The sequence below is a fragment of the Streptomyces sp. NPDC029122 genome, from assembly GCF_055569445.1.
In genome coordinates this window covers 23,613-40,198 of record NZ_JBVHWK010000001.1, presented here as the reverse complement: position 1 = coordinate 40,198, position 16,586 = coordinate 23,613, and the positions used below count along the sequence as shown (strand labels likewise).

The window sequence follows — 16,586 nt, the reverse complement described above, 5'->3', positions numbered from 1 at the left end:
GGGGAGGGCCGTCAGGCCCCGTCGCTGGTGAGGGTCTCCTTGACCTTGGCGATGGCGAAGCCCCAGCCCTGGCTCACGGTGGGCTTGCCCGGTACGGCGATCTCCCGGGGGTTGGTCAGCACGTCGAGGAGGACCGGTCCGGGCGTGTCGAACGCCCGGCGCACGGCGTCGTCCAGTTCCGACGGGTCCGTGACCCGGATGCCGGTCAGGCCGAGGGCGGTGGCGACGGCCGCGAAGTCTGGATTGTCGAGCTCGGTGCCGAACTCGGGCAGCCCCGCCTGCTCCTGCTCGAGTTTGACCATGCCCAGGCGCCGGTTGTCGAAGAGGACGAGCTTGACCGGAAGCCGGTACGTCTTGATCGTCATCAGGTCGCCGAGCAGCATGCTCAGGCCGCCGTCCCCGCAGAACGCGACCACCTGACGTTCCGGCGCCCACAGCTGGGCGCCCAGCGCCTGCGGCATCGCGTTCGCCATCGAGCCGAGGTCGTACGAGCCGAGCAGCCGCCGCGTCCCGCGCATGGTGACGAACCGGGAGAGCCAGACGGTGGCCATGCCCGTGTCGGAGGTGAAGACCGCGTCGTCGTCGGCGTACCGGTCCACGGCCGCGGCCAGCGCCTCGGGACGGACGTCGTGGTCCCGGTTGTCCACCAGGGCGCGCAGCCTGCCCCGCCAGCGGCGGTCGTGGCGGGGGTCGGCGAGCTTGTGCTGGTCCTCGCTCCAGGACTCGAAGCGGGAGCGCGAGCCGTCGAGGTGGGAGCGGTCGGACGACGCCTTCAGCTGGGGGAGCAGGGCGCGCAGGGTGGCGCCGACGTCGCCCGCCAGCCCGGCGTCCACCGGCACCCGCCGGCCGAGGTGTTCGCCGCGGGTGTCGATCTGGACGACCTTGCAGCCGTCGGGGTACCAGTCGCGGTAGGGGAAGTCGGTGCCGAGCATGACCAGGGTGTCGCACTGGTCGAGGGCGTGGGAGGCGGCTGGGTTGCCGATCAGCCCGGTCTGGCCCACCTGGTACGGGTTGTCGTGCTCGAAGCCCTCCTTGGCCTTCAGGGTGAGCACCATGGGGGCGTTGAGCAGTTCGGCCAGGCGCAGCACCTCCTCGCGGGCCACCCTCGCCCCACGGCCGACCAGCAGGGTGGTCCTGGAGCCGGCGTTGACGAGCTGCGCGGCTTCGGCGAGCGCGGGGTCGTCGGGCCGGGTCACCGGGCGGTCCAGGGCGAAGCGCACGGGCCTGTCGTCCTCGACCTCCTGGTCGCCGAGGTCGCCGGGGACGGTCAGCACCGCCACTCCGCCCTGGCTGATCGCCGCGCGGACCGCGGATTCCAGCATCCGGGGCATCTGTCCGGGCGAGGTCACGGTCGCCCGGTAGACGGCGACGTCCCGGAACAGGTGATCGTTGTCGACTTCCTGGAAGTAGTCGGTGCCCATGTCCGCGAGGGGGACCTGACCGCAGACGGCCAGGACGGGGGCGTGGCTCTTGGCGGCGTCGTAAAGCCCGTTGAGCAGGTGGACGGAGCCCGGGCCGACGGTGCCCATGCACACGCCGAGCCGGCCCGACAGCTGGGCCTGCGCGCCGGCCGCGAAGGCCGCCGCCTCTTCGTGGCGACAGCCCACCCAGTCCACGCCCTCGGTGGTGCGGATGGCGTCGGTCAGGGGGTTGAGGGCGTCTCCGACGACGCCGAAGACGTGGTGGACGTCGAGTTCCTTGAGGGCGTCGACGATGACGCGGGCAACGGTACGTGTCACGGGGCAGTCCTGTCGGTCGTGGAAGCCGGTGTCGTGGGGGCGGGGCTCGGGCGGGGGCGCCGGCCGTGGCGGGGGCGTACGGTCCGGGGGCAGCCGCTCGGGGCCCGCTGCGGCGCACTCCCGCGACCAGGGGGCGGGGCGCGTCGTCGAGGAGCCGCCGCGGGCGAGCCGCTCGTGGAGCCGCGCGGCGGAGCGGACGGTGTGGGGCCGACGCGGTGCGTGAGCGGGCGGCCCGTGCCGGTCGCCCGGACCGGGTCGCCGCCCGGGCGCAGGTGGTACTCGGAAGGACCGCCCTCGCCCGCGCCGTGCGCGGAGCCGCCGAGCCGGGCGCCGGTGTCCAGGGCCGTGACGGCCGGGGCCGACAGCGAGCCGGGGCTCATGGCCGGCACGTTGTCGAAGGGGCGGGTGCAGGGGGGCGCCGATCCTGCCCCATGGCGGCGGGCGCGGCGCCTGCCGGAGTGTCCGGCGGTGCGAACGTCAGCACCTATGGCCTCGTCATCGCATCCGCGCTCCTGCCCGCACGGCATCCGCGCGTTCGGGGCGTCCACCACCCAGCGGGCGGTGGACGCCCCGAACGACCGGGACGCCCGCGCCGGAGGCGTGCGCGCCTCCGGCCGGTGGCCGCATTCAGATGCGGCCACCGGTGAGCCGGGAGAGCGGCCCGCGCCGGCGCAGTCCGGCCCGGCGCCCCATCGCGTACGTGCTGGTGATCACGGCCGCCGTGCCTCCCGCCGCCGCGGCGGCGAGGCCCTTGCGGTTCCTGATCGCCGTCCATGCCCGTCCGGCGCTGCCGAGGGTGCCCCGTACCGCCTGCGCGGCCGCCTGGGTCCTCTCCGCCAGGGGGGCGGGCAGGGCCGTCAGGGTGCCTGCCACGGATTCCTTCGCTTCCGCCCCGGAACGGCTCCCTGCCCGGGCGGCGCTGGTGGCCCGGCGCCGTGTGGTGGTGCCGTTGGAGGACGAACGGGAACCGTTGCTCGTCGACTTGGTGTTGTCGGACTTCTCTGATGCGGTCATACAGCGCGTGTAGCCGGATCCGTGTTCGGTAAACGCGGTCCTCCGGGAGTTCACCCGGCGCACCGGGAACCGGTACGGGCCCCTGCGGAGCCCGGCCGGGCCCCTCGTGGCGTCCGGCTCGTCCGCCCCCGTGGTGTTCGGGCGGAAAGATCCTGTCGTGGACCAAAGGTCAAGCCCGCCGAACCGGCCATCCCGGCCCTGCCGCGCGCGGCCGCCCGTCGCCCTTCCGGTTCGGGCGGACGGCTCCGCCCCCGCTCGATCTCCGGGGCGGAGCAGCAGCTCCGTTCCCCCGAACGCCGCGCGACCGGCCGGGAGGCAGTCTCGGCCACTCTCCCCGGGACCCCTTGCGCCGACGGGGAGGAGGCGTGGTGAACTGGTTGAGCCGTAACCGATCAGGTGCGTGAGCGGCATTGCGAGTCCGGACCAGGGTTGAACAGCACCCCCGTTTCGAGCGCACCGCCAGGGGCGCGGCGGCAGGCGTGTGCGCCCCGGGTGACCACCGGTCAGTGTCCGCCCGCGCCTGCCTCCCCCCTCGCCCTGAATCTGGAATGGAGTGATCGTGCACCACGGCCCCGACCTGCCCGAAACCCCTTACGAGAACGTAGCCGTCACCGGTGGAGCCGGTTTCGTCGGCCGGCACCTCGTCACGGCCCTCAGCCTTCTCTCCCAGAAGGTCACCGTCGTCGACCACGCCCCCCTCCCCCCCGAGCTCGCGGCCCTGCCCGGCGTCTCCTACGTCCGCGCCGACCTGCGCGATTACGGGGAGACCTTATTGGCGCTGCAGAACGCCGACGCCGTCTTCCACCTGGCCGGCAACGCCAGCGGCACCGAGTCGGTGGCCCATCCCCGCCACGACTTCCATCTGAACGCCCTCGGGACCTGCAACGTCGGCAACGCCTGCCTGGAACTGGGCGTGCGCCGCCTCGTCTACCTCTCCTCCGCCATCGTCTACGGCACCCCGCGCCACAGCCCGATCCGTGAGGACCACCCCACCCAGCCCTTCCTGCCGTACGGCGCCTCGAAGCTCTCCGGCGAACTGACGCTGCGCAGCCTGCACGCGACGGCCGGACTGCCCGTCGTCATCGGCCGGTCCTTCGTCGTCTACGGCCCCGGCGAGGATCCGCGCCGGGCCGGCGGCGAGGTCTCGCAGTTCCTGCGCTGGCACCTCAACGAACAGCCCATCCCGGTGGTCGGCGACATCGACCGCAAGCGCCGCGACTTCATCCACGTCGAGGACCTGTGCCGGGCCATGATGACCCTGGCCGGCCGCGGCACCGACGGCGAGACCTACAACCTGGGCACCGGCACCGCCGTCTCGATGCGCGAGCTGGCCGAGGCGGTGGGGACGGCCACCGGCCGCCCGGCGCTGCTGGACGCCGACACCTCCAGCCTCGCGGACAGCTTCACCCTCCTCGCCGACGTCACCCGTCTGCGAGGGCTGGGCTTCGCCCCGCGCGTCACCCTGGCCGAGGGGCTGACCGGGCTGGCCGACCTGCTCGGCCCCTTCCCCGAGATCCCCTCCGCCCGGGCGGTGTTCCGACGGGAGCCCCCGGCCCGCCGGAGGATGACGCTGACCGCCGCCGTCGGGGCCGGTGAGGAGGCCAGGACGTGCTAGCCGTCGACGGGGGTACCCCGCTGCTCTCCGGGGACGAGGCCGCTCCCTGGCCGTACATCACCGACGCCGACCGCAAGGCCGTCCTCGACGCGCTGGACCAGGCGACGCCCTGGCACTGGCCCATGCGCACGGTGAGCGATCTGGAGGGAGCCTGGGCGGAGTTCACCGGCATGCCCCACGTCCTCGCCGCCAACTCCGGTACGGCGGCCCTGCACATGGCGATCGCCGCCGCCGGCGTGGAACCGGGCGACGAGGTACTGGTACCGGCCGACACCTTCCTGGCCTCGGCCTCCTGCGTACTCCAGGCCAACGCGATCCCGGTGTTCGTGGACACCGACGTCGCGACGTTCAACATCGACCCGGCCCGGATCGAGGAACGGATCACCGACCGAACCCGCGCCATCGTCGCCGTGGACCTCAACGGCCTGCCCGCCGACTACGACGCCCTGCGGACGATCGCGGACCGGCACGGCCTCGTCCTCATCGAGGACGCCTCCCAGGCCCACGGCGCGAGCTACCGGGGCCGCCCGGTCGGGTCCCTCGGCGCACTGAGCGGTGCCAGCCTCAACGGGTCCAAGACCCTCTCCGCCCTCGGCGAGGGCGGTCTGTTCGCGACCCGCGACGAGGAACAGCACCGGCTGGCCCGGCGGGTGCTGATGTTCGGGGAGGAACTCCCGGGACAGAGCCGCGACTACAACGCCCGCATCATGGGCTGGAACTACCGCATCGACGTCCTCGCCGCCGCGTTCGCCCGCTCCCAGCTGACCCGCCTGTCCGAGATGTCCCTCGTCCGGCAGGCCAACGGCGCCGCGCTCACCCAGGCCCTCGCCGGCGTCCCCGGCATCCGCACGCCGGTCGTGCCCGAGGACCGCACGCACGTCTACTTCTTCTACCCGCTGCTCGTCATGCCGGAGGAACTCGGACTCGACGGCCTTCCCGTCGCCGCCTTCCGTGACGCGCTCGCCCGGGCGGTCAACGCCGAAGGCCTGCACATCATGCGCTGGCAGCCGCAGCCGGTGCCCGGGCAGACCCTCTTCCAGGAGCTGCGCGGATACGGCCGCGGCTGCCCCTGGAGCTGCGGACACGCCCGCCCCGGGCACCACTACGACCCGGCGCAGTACCCCGTGAGCGAGGAGGTCTGCCTGCGCCGCCTGGTGCTGGGGCAGAGCTTCAGCTCTTTCGGCCCGCCCAACGACGTGACGACGATGCGCCGCTACGCCGAAGTCCTGTACAAGGTCCTTGTCGAGGAACGGGAGGCGTTGGTCGCCCTGACCCGGCGGACGGCCGACTCGGCGCGATGACAGGCGGACGGCCGGTCCTCCCGCCGGGGCGCGGGGACCGGCCCGGCACCGCCCGGGCACGAAGGACAACCCGGCACGGCCCGGGCACGAAGGACAAGGGGACGGACGCAGATGCACGACGAGTCCGAGACCGTGGGCGGACGTGCGGTGCGCTCCGCCCGGGAACGCGGCCCCGGCCGTGACGGTGGCCGGCGCCCGCGGACGATGCGGCTGGCCGTCTGCGCGGTCTTCTTCGTCACCGGAGCCGCCTTCGCCACCTGGGCGGCCCGGGTACCGGCCGTCCAGGGCCGGCTGGACCTGTCCGCCGGGGAACTGGCCGTGGCCCTCGTCGGCCTGAGCGGCGGGGCCTTCGTCGGGCTTCCGCTGGTCGGCGGCCTGGTGGCCAGGTTCGGCAGCCGCAAGGTCCTGTGCGTCGGCATGGCCGCCTACCTGGGCGCCCTGGCGAGCCTGCCCCTCGTCCCGGACCTCGCGGTACTGACCGCCGCGCTGGCCGTGTTCGCGTGCGGCAACACGGCCGTCGACGTCGCGATGAACACCCAGGGCGTCCTCGTCGAACGCGCCTACGGCCGCCCCGTCCTCGGCGGCTTCCACGCCATGTTCAGCCTCGGCGGCATCACCGGCGCCACGGCGGGCGGCCTGGCGGCGTCCGCCGGCATCGGCATCCGGGCGCACTTCACGGTGACGGCCCTCGTCCTGCTGGTGGTGGCGGGGGCGGCGGCCACCGCGCTGGCCCCCGAACCACGGTCGGCCGACGGTCCTTCCCCGGCGGGCCCCCTGCTGGCCCTACCCGGCCCGGGCCTGTGGATCCCCGGCCTCGTCGCGTTCTGCGCGCTGATGGGGGAGGGGGTGGTCAACGACTGGGGGGCGGTGTACCTGAAGGAGGAGACCGGCGCCTCACCGGGCGCGGCGGGCCTGGGGTACGCCGTCTTCTCGGCGGGCATGGTCATCGGCCGCCTCACCGCCGACCGGCTGCGCGCCCGTCTCGGAACGGTCCGTTTCACGCTCGTCTGCGCCGTGGTGGCGGGCGCCGGGGCCCTCATCCCGATCATCAGCGCGACGACGACGGCCGGTTTCATCGGCTACACCCTGCTGGGCCTCGGCATGGCCGCGGTCATCCCCCTCGTCTTCGCCCACGCGGCCGGCCTGCGGCCGGAGCGCGCCGGCTCCTCCATCGCCGCCGTCTCGGCGGTGGGCTACGTCGGCTTCCTCGCGGGACCTCCGGTCATCGGCGCCCTCGCGGAGGCGACGAGCCTGCGGTGGGCGATGCTGGTGCTGCCGGCTCTGATGACGGCGATGGCGGTCCTGGCCCCCCGCCTGCGCCGCCCCTGACACGGCCGGAGCCCTGCCGCCCCGGCAATCCGGGGGAGCACGGCCAGTGAACGGGGCGCGGCCGACGCGCCGGCGGCCGTGGACACGGCACTGCACGGACCGTCAACTCGGCGGTCCGCACAGCCTGCGGGATGGTCAGCCGTCAGCAGCCGCCGTGGTGCCCTCCGCCCCAGTCGTCATCGTGGTCGTACCCGCCGTGGCCGTAACCGTGGCCGTGGCCGTGGTCGTCGTCCCATCCGCCGCCACCGGCGACATAGGTGACCGAGTGGGTGGGCGCCGCCGCGGAGGCCGTGCCCGCCGCGCCGAGGGCGGCGCCGCCGGCCATCAGGACTCCGATCGCGGACGCCGCGAAGAGCCGCTTCACTCTCAGTGCCTGCATGGTTCAAAACCCTTCTCGAACTGCGCCGCGCACGCGGCGCGAAACGGTTTCGGCCTCCTTCCGGCTCCAGCGCGGAGCTCCGGCCCTACCGGATGGGACGTGTGGAGGTGCATCCGCCGTCAACGCGGCTGTTCGGACCGCGGACCAAGGGGTGGATGGCACGTTCTCAAGGCCGTGTGCATCACCGCAGGTGAAAGGTCTGTTCACCCGGTGGCGGCCCTCTTCTGCCCATGCTAGTCACCTCCCCGCGCGCCGTCATTTCGGGAACCGGCGCGTCGAGAGTCGCGGAGCCACCGCTTCCATCGGGTGCGCGACCAGTGGCGTCCCACCATCTCCCCCCGTCCGAGGGGCCGTCGGGCGGTGCCGGGACGCCGCCGTGGCCGCGAAGACGCCCCGGCGCCGCGCCCGCCCTACGCGGCGGCGCGCAGGCGGGTGGCGGCCGCCTCGGCCTCCCGTACGACGCGCTCCGTGTCGATGCCGACCAGCCGGCCGCCGAGTTTCAGCGCCCGCCCGTCCACGAACACGGCGTCGACGTTCTCGGGCCGCCCGTTGAAGACGATCTGCCCGACCCAGTCGAAGCGCGGTGCGAAGTTCAGCGCCGCCGGGTCGATGACCACGAGGTCGGCCCGCTTGCCGGGGGTCAGGGACCCCACCCGGTCCGAGAGCCCGAGGACCTCCGCGCCACCCAGCGTGGCCATCCGCAGGGCGTCGTGCACCTGAGGGAAGACCCCGGCCCGGGTGGTACGGGCGCGCTGCAGGCCGATGGCCGTCTTCATCAGCGCGTGGAAGTCCGAGGTGTCGTTGGTTCCGCCGTCCAGGCCCAGCCCCACCTTGACGCCCCGTTGTCCGAGGTCGGACAGCCGCATGATGCCGGAGGCCAGCCGCATGTTGCTGAGCGGGCAGTGGGCCACCCGTACGTCGTGCTCGGCGACGGCGGCGATCTCCGCGTCCGTCAGGTGGACCGCGTGGTTGATCAGGAGCCGCGGACCCAGCGCGCCGATGCCGGCGAGCACCCCGATCGGGTCGTCGGCCCGCTGCTCGGGGCGTTCCAGGACATGGGAGTTGAGCATGACCCCGAGGTCCTGGGCGGCCTCCCAGTGGGCACGGTTGTGGGACTCGACGGCCCGCGCCGCGTGGGTGGCGACCTGGAAGGAACCGAGGGGCGCCGGGTCGACGAGTTCCCTCTTCACCTTCCTGACCAGCACCGCGTCGGGCGCCGGCGGGAACATGGCGTACGTGAACCTCAGTCCGGTGCCGGCCAGGGCCCGTACATAGCTCTCGACGAGGTCGTACGAGAAGATGTCCACCCAGTCCACCAGCGTCGTCACGCCCGACTGGACGGCGTCGAGGGCGGCGAGCCGCACGATGCTGTGGACGTCCGCGGGCGTCAGGCGGCCGCGCTGGGGGTCGGTACACCCCCGGAACCAGCCGAACAGGTCCCGGTCGGTGCAGCCGCCCCGGATCGCGGCCTGCCACAGGTGGTTGTGGGTGTCGACGAAGCCGGGCATGACCAGCTTGCCTGAGGCCTCCACCACCCGGGCGCCGGGCGGCGTACGCAGCGCCGCGCCGATGGCGGCGACGGCTCCGTCGAGCACCAGGACGTCGGCGTTCTCCACGGCGCCGAGGGGACCGCTGCCGAGGGCGGGGTCCATGGTGAGCACGAGGGACGCCCCGCGGAGCAGGACCGTCCGGCCGCCCGGGACGGCCGGGCCGGAGGGCAGGTCGTGCGGGGCGGGGCGGGGGGTGGCGCCGAGGACGAGCGGGGTGGCGGCGGCCAGGCCGAGACCGGCGAGGACATCGCGGCGGCTGGGGGCCGGCGGCGTCGTGGGGGCTGACTGCATGGCGTGTTACCTCCCGAGAGCTCAGAACGGAAGGCCGCCCGGTGGGGACGCCGGGACGGGGCGTCGTACCGGGGCGGGAGATCACACGCAGCATTCCCAGCGAACGGCCATTCGATAGACGTCCGGTGGAAAACTTTTTCCGCTCCGAGTGGGGTTTCGCTCGCCGTCGAGGCGCAGACCGGGGACCCGACGCCGCGCCTCTGAGCGGGCGGCGCCCCCGGTCACTAGCCTGACCCCATGACTCCCGCCGCCCACCCCGCCCCCGGCCGGTACACCGTCGTCCTGCGTCCCGGCCCGCCCGGCGGCCAGGACGCCAAGGGCCACGACGCGGTCCTGCGCACCGCCCGGGTCGAAGCCACCGGCGCCATCGGCGTCTCCGGTTACCCGCGCTACGCGGGGGAGGGGGTGCAGGCCGAGATCGACCCCGCGAGCCGGGCCGTGGAGGCCGTCACCGTCGACGGCGAGGAGCTCCCTTACGGCTGGATCGCCCAACTGGCCGACGACCCCGGCCCCCCGCGGACCTGACCCACGGCCGGCCGGGAAACCGGGAAGGGCCTGCTCGTGGCCGGTGCGCGGTGGCTTGACCGATGGACCCGCCGCCACGTAGCTTCTGGCGGACCGGCTCGTGAGTTGACGGAAGGAGGCGACGTCGGATGTCGACCATCTCCGCACTGCTTCGCCTCGCTCACCAGGTCGCCTGGGCTCCGGGCCGCGTCGCACACGGCTGCTGAACAGCCCCTCTCCGGCGTGCCCGATTGCGGCCCCGGTTCCTTTTTCGATTCTCTGTCACCGCCTGAGGCACGCCGTCGCGTGCTGATGTGCGCTCTCCGGGTTCTCCGGCCGCGCCACCGAAACAGAAGGCTCCTGAAATGGCGACTAGGACGATCAGATCCACCGTGCACCGGAACGAGGACGTGCCGTGGTAGCGGCGCGGATCACGGTCAACGGGAAAGACACACCCATCGAGCCCGCTCCGCCCCACACCTCGGTGCTGGACTTCCTGCGCGAGCGCGGCCTCACCGGCACCAAGGAGGGCTGCGCCGAGGGCGAATGCGGCGCCTGCTCCGTCCTGGTGGCCCGCCCCGGGCTGGACAAGCCCACCGACTGGGTGGCGGTCAACGCCTGCCTCGTCCCGGTCGCGGCGCTCGACGGGCAGGAGGTCGTCACCTCCGAAGGCCTCGCCGCCCCGGGCGCGCCCGGCACGCCGCCCACCCTGCACCCGGTGCAGGAGGAGATGGCGGTCCGCGGCGGTTCCCAATGCGGTTACTGCACCCCGGGGTTCGTCTGCAGCATGGCCGCCGAGTACTACCGGCCCGACCGCTGCGCGCACGCGGAACCCGCCGGCGGCGGCGACCCCGAGCACGGCCCGAACGGCTTCGACCTGCACTCGCTGAGCGGAAACCTGTGCCGCTGCACCGGGTACCGCCCGATCCGCGATGCCGCGTACGCCGTCGGTACGCCCACCGAGGACGACCCCCTGGCACGGCGCCGCGAGCAGTCCCCGCCCGGACCGGCCGCCACCGAGTACACCCGCGACGGCAGTGCGTTCCTGCGGCCGGGCACCCTCGCCGAGGCGCTGCGGCTGCTGCGCGAGCGGCCCGACGCGGTGGTCGTCGCGGGAAGCACCGACTGGGGCGTGGAGGTGAACATCCGCGCCCGCCGGGCGCCTTGCGTGGTCGCCGTGGACCGGCTCCCGGAACTGAGGGAGCTGGAGGTCACGTCCGACTCCATCGTCATCGGTGCGGCGCAGACGCTCACCGAGATCGAACGCCGCCTCGGCGGCACCGTCCCGCTGCTGGCGGACCTGTTCCCGCAGTTCGCGTCCCGGCTCATCCGCAACAGCGCCACCCTCGGCGGCAACCTGGGCACCGGCTCGCCCATCGGCGACAGCCCGCCGGTGCTGCTCGCGCTGGAGGCGTCGGTGGTGCTCGCCGACGCCGACGGGGAGCGCGAGGTCCCCCTCTGCGACTACTTCACCGGCTACCGGCAGAGCGTACGCCGTCCCGGCGAACTGATCCGCGCGGTGCGGGTCCCGCTGCCGCTCTCCCCGGTCACGGCCTTCCACAAGATCGCCAAGCGGCGCTTCGACGACATCTCCAGCGTGGCGGTCGCCTTCGCGCTCGACATCGAGGACGGGACCGTCCGCAAGGCGCGCATCGGCCTGGGCGGCGTGGCCGCCACCCCGATCCGCGCCCTCGCCGCCGAGGCGGCGCTGGAGGGCAAGCCGTGGACGGCCGGGACCGTCGAGGCCGCGGCCGGGGTGTTGCGGGCCCAGGGCACCCCCATGGACGATCACCGGGCGAGCGCCGGATACCGCTCCGCGATGCTCGGCCAGAGCCTGCTGAAGCTGTACGCACAGACCCCCGAGGCGGTGTCGTCATGAGTCAACTGTCCGAACGCCCCGAACACCCCGCCGTCGGCGTCCCCGTGGCGCACGAGAGCGCCGCCCTGCACGTCACCGGCGCCGCGCTCTACACCGACGACCTGGTCCACCGCACCAAGGACGTCCTGCACGCCCACCCGGTCCAGGTGATGAAGGCCCGCGGCCGGATCACCGCGCTGCGCACCGGACCCGCGCTCGCCGTGCCCGGCGTGGTCCGGGTTCTGACCGGCGCCGACGTGCCGGGCGTCAACGACGCCGGAATGAAGCACGACGAACCGGTCTTCCCCGACGAGGTCATGTTCCACGGCCATGCGGTCGCCTGGGTGCTTGGCGAGACCCTGGAGGCGGCCCGGCTCGGTGCGGCGGCCGTGGAGGTGGAACTCGACGAACAGCCCTCCCTGGTCACCCTGGAGGAGGCGATCGAGGCCGGAAGCTTCCACGGCGCCCGGCCCGAGCTGCGGACCGGCGACATCGACGCGGGCTTCGCCGACTCCACACACGTCTTCACCGGCGAGTTCCGGTTCTCCGAGCAGGAACACTTCTACCTCGAGACGCACGCCGCCCTGGCCCACGTCGACGAGTCGGGGCAGGTGTTCGTCCAGAGCAGCACCCAGCACCCCTCGGAGACGCAGGAGATCGTCGCGCACGTACTCGGCCTGCACAGCCACGAAGTGACCGTGCAGTGCCTGCGGATGGGCGGCGGCTTCGGCGGCAAGGAGATGCAGCCGCACGGATTCGCGGCCGTCGCCGCCCTCGGCGCCGTGCTCACCGGCCGCCCAGTGCGGCTGCGGCTCAACCGCACCCAGGACCTGACCATGTCCGGCAAGCGGCACGGGTTCCACGCCGCGTGGAAGATCGGCTTCGACGCCGAGGGCCGCATCCAGGCCCTGGACGCCGCCCTGACGGCGGACGGCGGCTGGAGCCTGGACCTCTCCGAGCCGGTGGTGGCCCGCGCGCTGTGCCACATCGACAACACCTACTGGATTCCCAACGCCCGCGTCACCGGCCGCATCGCCAAGACGAACAAGGTCTCCAACACCGCCTTCCGGGGCTTCGGCGGACCGCAGGGCATGCTGGTGATCGAGGACATCATGGGCCGGTGCGCGCCGCTGCTCGGCCTCGATCCGACCGAGCTGCGGGAGCGGAACTTCTACCGGGAGGGCCAGTGCACCCCGTACGGGCAGGAGGTCGTCCAGCCCGAACGGATCTCCGCCGTCTGGCAGCAGGTCAAGGAGAACGGCCGACTCGCCGATCGCCGGCGGGAGATCGCGGCCTTCAACGCCGCGCACCCGCACACCAAGCGGGCACTCGCGCTCACCGGCGTCAAGTTCGGCATCTCGTTCAACCTCACCGCCTTCAACCAGGGCGGCGCGCTCGTGCTGATCTACAAGGACGGCTCGGTCCTGATCAACCACGGCGGCACCGAGATGGGCCAGGGCCTGCACACCAAGATGATCCAGGTGGCCGCGACCGCCCTGGGCATCCCGCCGCACAAGGTACGGCTGGCCCCGACGCGGACCGACAAGGTGCCCAACACCTCCGCCACCGCGGCCAGCGCCGGCGCGGACCTCAACGGCGCGGCGGTGAAGAACGCCTGCGAGCAGCTGCGCGAGCGGCTGCTGCGGGTGGCCGCCACCCAGCTCGGCGCGAACGCCTCGGACGTGCGCATCGTCGACGGCGTCGCACGCGTCCTCGGCAGTGACGGGGAACTGGCCTGGGACGACCTGGTGCGCACCGCCTACTTCCAGCGCGTCCAGCTGTCGGCGGCCGGTTTCTACCGTACGGAGGGCCTGCACTGGGACCCGAAGTCCTTCAGGGGATCGCCCTTCAAGTACTTCTCCCACGGCGCCGCCGCGGCCGAGGTGGAGGTGGACGGCTTCACCGGCGCGTACCGCGTCCGGCGGGTGGACATCGTGCACGACGTCGGCGACAGCCTGTCCCCGCTGATCGACATCGGTCAGGTCGAAGGCGGTTTCGTGCAGGGCGCGGGCTGGCTGACGCTCGAGGACATGCGCTGGGACACCGGTGACGGGCCGGGCCGCGGCCGGCTGCTGACCCAGGCCGCGAGCACCTACAAGCTGCCGAGCTTCTCGGAGATGCCCGAGGAGTTCAACGTCACGCTGCTGCGGAACGCCACCGAGCAGGGCGCCGTCTACGGGTCCAAGGCGGTGGGCGAGCCCCCGCTGATGCTGGCCTTCTCGGTGCGGGAGGCGCTGCGGCAGGCCGTCGCGGCCTTCGGGACCGCCGGTGCCAGTGTGGAACTCGCCTCCCCGGCGACACCGGAGGCGGTGTACTGGGCGATCGAAGCGGTCCGCGGCGCCGGCGCGTCCGGCGGCAGCGGGGCCCCCGCCGACGCGAGCGTCTTGAGCAATGTCTGACATGACCTGGGTGGCCGCGGTCGCGCGGTTGCGGGCACGCCGGGAGCCCGGCGCGCTCGTGACCGTCGCGGCCGTGCGCGGCCACGCGCCCCGCCGGGCCGGTGCCAAACTCGTGGTGGGACGGACCGAGACCTGGGGTTCGATCGGCGGCGGCAACATCGAGGCCGTCGCGATCGACCGGGCCCGGGAGGTGATGGGTACGCCGGACCCGGAGCCGGAGCTGATGGACTTCGCCCTCAACGACAAGGTCACCGGCCGCCACGGCGTCCAGTGCTGCGGCGGGGCCGTCAGCGTACTGCTGGAACCGCTGCCGGTGGTCCCGGCGGTGGCCGTCTTCGGTGTCGGGCACGTCGGGATGGAGCTGGCCCGCATCCTGGCCCGCCACGACCTCGATCTGCACCTGATCGACAGCCGCCCCGGCCAGCTCGCCGACGAGCGGCTCGCCGTACTCGCGGACGCGGTGGCGCGGATCCACGTCCACCACACCCCGCTGCTGCCGGAGGAGGTGCTGGCGGAGCTGGCGCCCGGCACGCACGTCCTGATCATGACCCATGACCACGCCGAGGACGCCGCACTGTGCGACGCCGCCTTGCGCACCGCCGGCCTCGGCTCGATCGGGCTGATCGGCTCCGCAGCCAAGTGGGCGCGCTTCCGGCAGCGCCTGGCCACCGAGGGCGGCCACGACGCCGCCGCCATCGACCGGATCAGGACCCCGATCGGAATGCCCTGCATCACCGGCAAGGAGCCCGCCGTGATCGCGGTCGGAGTGGCGGCGGACCTGCTCCGGGTCTTCGAAGGGGGCGGCGCGGCGTAGTGCCGGGTCCCGGGCGCTCATTGCGGCGCGAGGTGCCTCCGGAGCCAGGTGAGCAGGGCCGCGAACGCGGGGGACATGGCGGCGTCCGACTGTTCGAGGACCGTCGAGCGGCCGCCGTCCTCCACGGTGACCCGGTGGCCCATCGCGTCCCGGGCGCGGCCCGCGTCCTCGGGCGGGGGCGTCGCGGCGGCCGCCGCCACCAGCCGGCGGAGCTCGGCCACGTCGTCCGGGGGCAGCGCCTCCGTGTCCAGCACCCGGGGCGGACGGCGGAGGTTGGCCGCCGCCGCCATCCCGCCGTACGACACCAGGCTCACCCTCATCGCGCGCGGCCTCCCGGCCCGGGCTTCCCCGGGCTCACCTGGTGCCCTTCAGCGCGGCCACGTCCCGGGCCAGGCCGCTGACCCTGTCGCTCAGTGCTCCGACCTGCCGGGCCAGGGCCGCCAGGTCGGTCTCCCGGCCGGTGCCGCCGTGCCCGTTGACGGAGAAGACCCGTGCCCGGGCGAGGCCGGACGGGACTCCCGTGATCTGGACCTCGACCTCCTGCCACCCCGCCAGCACGGCCGTCTGCTCGGGGCCGCCGATGCCGAACAGCTGTCCGGCCTTCTGGAAGGTGGTGTCCGCGAAGTCCTGGAACATGTCCCCGGAGCTGGAGGCCTTGAGCGCCTCGTACCAGATCCTCCCGGAGACCTCCCATGCGAACCCGCCGATGCCCATGGCCGTCACGAAGAACGCCTTGTTCGGGATGCCGGAGTTGAAGTGCACCCCGCCGTTGTCCGTTCGCGGAGTGTCGGGCAAGTGGACGAACTTGCTCATGCGGTCGGGCTGGGGGTCCTTCCCGACCAGCGGGTTGTTGTACGCCGTCCCCGGAGCCTTCATCGACCGCAGGGCGTCGCCCTCGATTCCCGGGGTCCATATGTCGGCCCCGATCAGCCAGTCGGCCTCTTCGGCCGTCTGCTTGAGCGACCACTGCTTGACGAGCGAGCCGAAGACGTCCGACATCGACTCGTTCAGGGCGCCGGACTGATTGTGGTACTCGAAATTCGAGGTGTGCTCGGTGACTCCGTGCGACAACTCGTGGCCGACCACATCGAGGGAACCGGTGAGGATGCCGAATTCGACCCCGTCCCCGTCGCCGAACAGCATCTCCCGGCCGTCCCAGAACGCGTTGTTGATCTTTTCGCCGAAGTGGACGAACCCGTTCAGCCGCATCCCCCGGTCGTCGATCGAATTGCGCTGGAACACCTCCTGGTAGAAATCCCGGGTCAGGCCGAGCCCCTCGAACGCCTGGTTGACGGCGTCGTCCGGGGATTCCGGCCCGTCTTCCGACCTGGCCAGCACCGCATCGGGGAGGAATTCACTTCGCTCGCAGTCGAAGACGGTGCGCCGGGCGTTTCCGGGGGAGGCGGCCGCGCCGCCGGCGAAGGCCGACCGGACGGCTCGTTCCCCCCGGAGTCGAGCGGTGGTCAGCAGGGTGTCCAGGGCGGCCTGGCGCACCTCGCTGTCCCCGCTCTCCATGAGCTTTTCGAGGATGTACGGCGGGATGATGCAGTTGACCGGGCGGGTGCTGCTCATGGCCCACCTCCTGGGTGAGAGGACCTACTGTTGAGGGTTCATCGATCCGGCCACGGGCTTTCGCCGGGCACGGGATCTCGGAACCCGCATGTCGCCACCCGCCCGCATGTCGCCACCCGCACCACTGCCCGGTTCCCGACGGCTGACGAGAGGGCGGATTGACGTGGCACGGCAGGCCGCGGACGCGCACCCGCGGGTGCGGACGCGGCGGCGCGGGAGGA

At 73.1% G+C, this 16,586-nt stretch carries 13 protein-coding genes; 7 read left to right on the top strand and 6 right to left on the bottom strand.

Annotated features, from left to right (window positions below; translation table 11 throughout):
- Positions 1-11: 11 nt before the first annotated feature.
- Positions 12-1,739, bottom strand: a complete 1,728-nt coding sequence (locus ACZ4WZ_RS00205; RefSeq protein WP_467883600.1) for a thiamine pyrophosphate-dependent enzyme — start codon at positions 1,737-1,739, stop codon at positions 12-14.
- 627 nt (positions 1,740-2,366) lie between these two features.
- Entirely contained in the window at positions 2,367-2,753 is a 387-nt protein-coding gene (locus ACZ4WZ_RS00200; protein WP_467883598.1) for a hypothetical protein, read from the bottom strand.
- A gap of 559 nt (positions 2,754-3,312) precedes the next feature.
- Between ACZ4WZ_RS00200 and ACZ4WZ_RS00195 the strand changes: the two genes are divergently transcribed.
- From ACZ4WZ_RS00195 to ACZ4WZ_RS00185, 3 genes are all read left to right on the top strand, one after another.
- Positions 3,313-4,368, top strand: a complete 1,056-nt coding sequence (locus ACZ4WZ_RS00195) for an NAD-dependent epimerase/dehydratase family protein (protein WP_467883596.1) — start codon at positions 3,313-3,315, stop codon at positions 4,366-4,368.
- A complete protein-coding gene (locus tag ACZ4WZ_RS00190) occupies positions 4,362-5,669 on the top strand; it encodes a DegT/DnrJ/EryC1/StrS family aminotransferase (RefSeq protein ID WP_467883594.1) in 1,308 nt (435 codons plus the stop codon). The genes ACZ4WZ_RS00195 and ACZ4WZ_RS00190 overlap by 7 nt, the downstream gene beginning before the upstream one ends.
- A 111-nt stretch (positions 5,670-5,780) precedes the next feature.
- A complete protein-coding gene (locus ACZ4WZ_RS00185) occupies positions 5,781-6,998 on the top strand; it encodes an MFS transporter (protein WP_467883592.1) in 1,218 nt (405 codons plus the stop codon).
- A 142-nt stretch (positions 6,999-7,140) separates the two neighbouring features.
- Here ACZ4WZ_RS00185 and ACZ4WZ_RS00180 read toward each other — a convergent pair whose 3' ends face one another.
- Positions 7,141-7,377: a hypothetical protein gene (locus tag ACZ4WZ_RS00180; RefSeq protein ID WP_467883590.1), complete on the bottom strand. Its 237-nt coding sequence runs from the start codon at positions 7,375-7,377 to the stop codon at positions 7,141-7,143.
- Positions 7,378-7,787: 410 nt separating this feature from the next.
- Positions 7,788-9,218, bottom strand: a complete 1,431-nt coding sequence (locus tag ACZ4WZ_RS00175) for an amidohydrolase family protein (RefSeq protein ID WP_467883588.1) — start codon at positions 9,216-9,218, stop codon at positions 7,788-7,790.
- 237 nt (positions 9,219-9,455) lie between these two features.
- On the opposite strand from ACZ4WZ_RS00175, the gene ACZ4WZ_RS00170 reads away from it, so the two are divergent.
- The 4 genes from ACZ4WZ_RS00170 (at position 9,456) to xdhC (ending at position 14,793) form a co-directional block, all read left to right on the top strand.
- Entirely contained in the window at positions 9,456-9,743 is a 288-nt protein-coding gene (locus tag ACZ4WZ_RS00170) for a hypothetical protein (protein ID WP_467883586.1), read from the top strand.
- Between the two features lie 394 nt (positions 9,744-10,137).
- Positions 10,138-11,601 carry a xanthine dehydrogenase small subunit gene (locus ACZ4WZ_RS00165; protein ID WP_467883584.1) on the top strand — a complete coding sequence of 488 codons (1,464 nt, stop codon included), beginning with the start codon at positions 10,138-10,140 and terminating at the stop codon, positions 11,599-11,601.
- Positions 11,598-13,979: a xanthine dehydrogenase molybdopterin binding subunit gene (xdhB, locus tag ACZ4WZ_RS00160; protein ID WP_467883582.1), complete on the top strand. Its 2,382-nt coding sequence runs from the start codon at positions 11,598-11,600 to the stop codon at positions 13,977-13,979. The genes ACZ4WZ_RS00165 and xdhB overlap by 4 nt, the downstream gene beginning before the upstream one ends.
- Position 13,980: 1 nt before the next feature.
- On the top strand, positions 13,981-14,793 hold the full coding sequence (gene xdhC, locus ACZ4WZ_RS00155) for a xanthine dehydrogenase accessory protein XdhC (protein ID WP_467884185.1): 813 nt from the start codon (positions 13,981-13,983) through the stop codon (positions 14,791-14,793).
- A 17-nt stretch (positions 14,794-14,810) separates the two neighbouring features.
- Here xdhC and ACZ4WZ_RS00150 read toward each other — a convergent pair whose 3' ends face one another.
- Together ACZ4WZ_RS00150 and ACZ4WZ_RS00145 are read right to left on the bottom strand one after the other, a co-directional pair.
- Positions 14,811-15,113: a protealysin inhibitor emfourin gene (locus tag ACZ4WZ_RS00150; protein ID WP_467883580.1), complete on the bottom strand. Its 303-nt coding sequence runs from the start codon at positions 15,111-15,113 to the stop codon at positions 14,811-14,813.
- Between the two features lie 34 nt (positions 15,114-15,147).
- Positions 15,148-16,365 (bottom strand): M4 family metallopeptidase, encoded by a 1,218-nt coding sequence (locus ACZ4WZ_RS00145; protein ID WP_467883577.1) that lies wholly within the window; start codon positions 16,363-16,365, stop codon positions 15,148-15,150.
- Between the last annotated feature and the right edge of the window lie 221 nt (positions 16,366-16,586).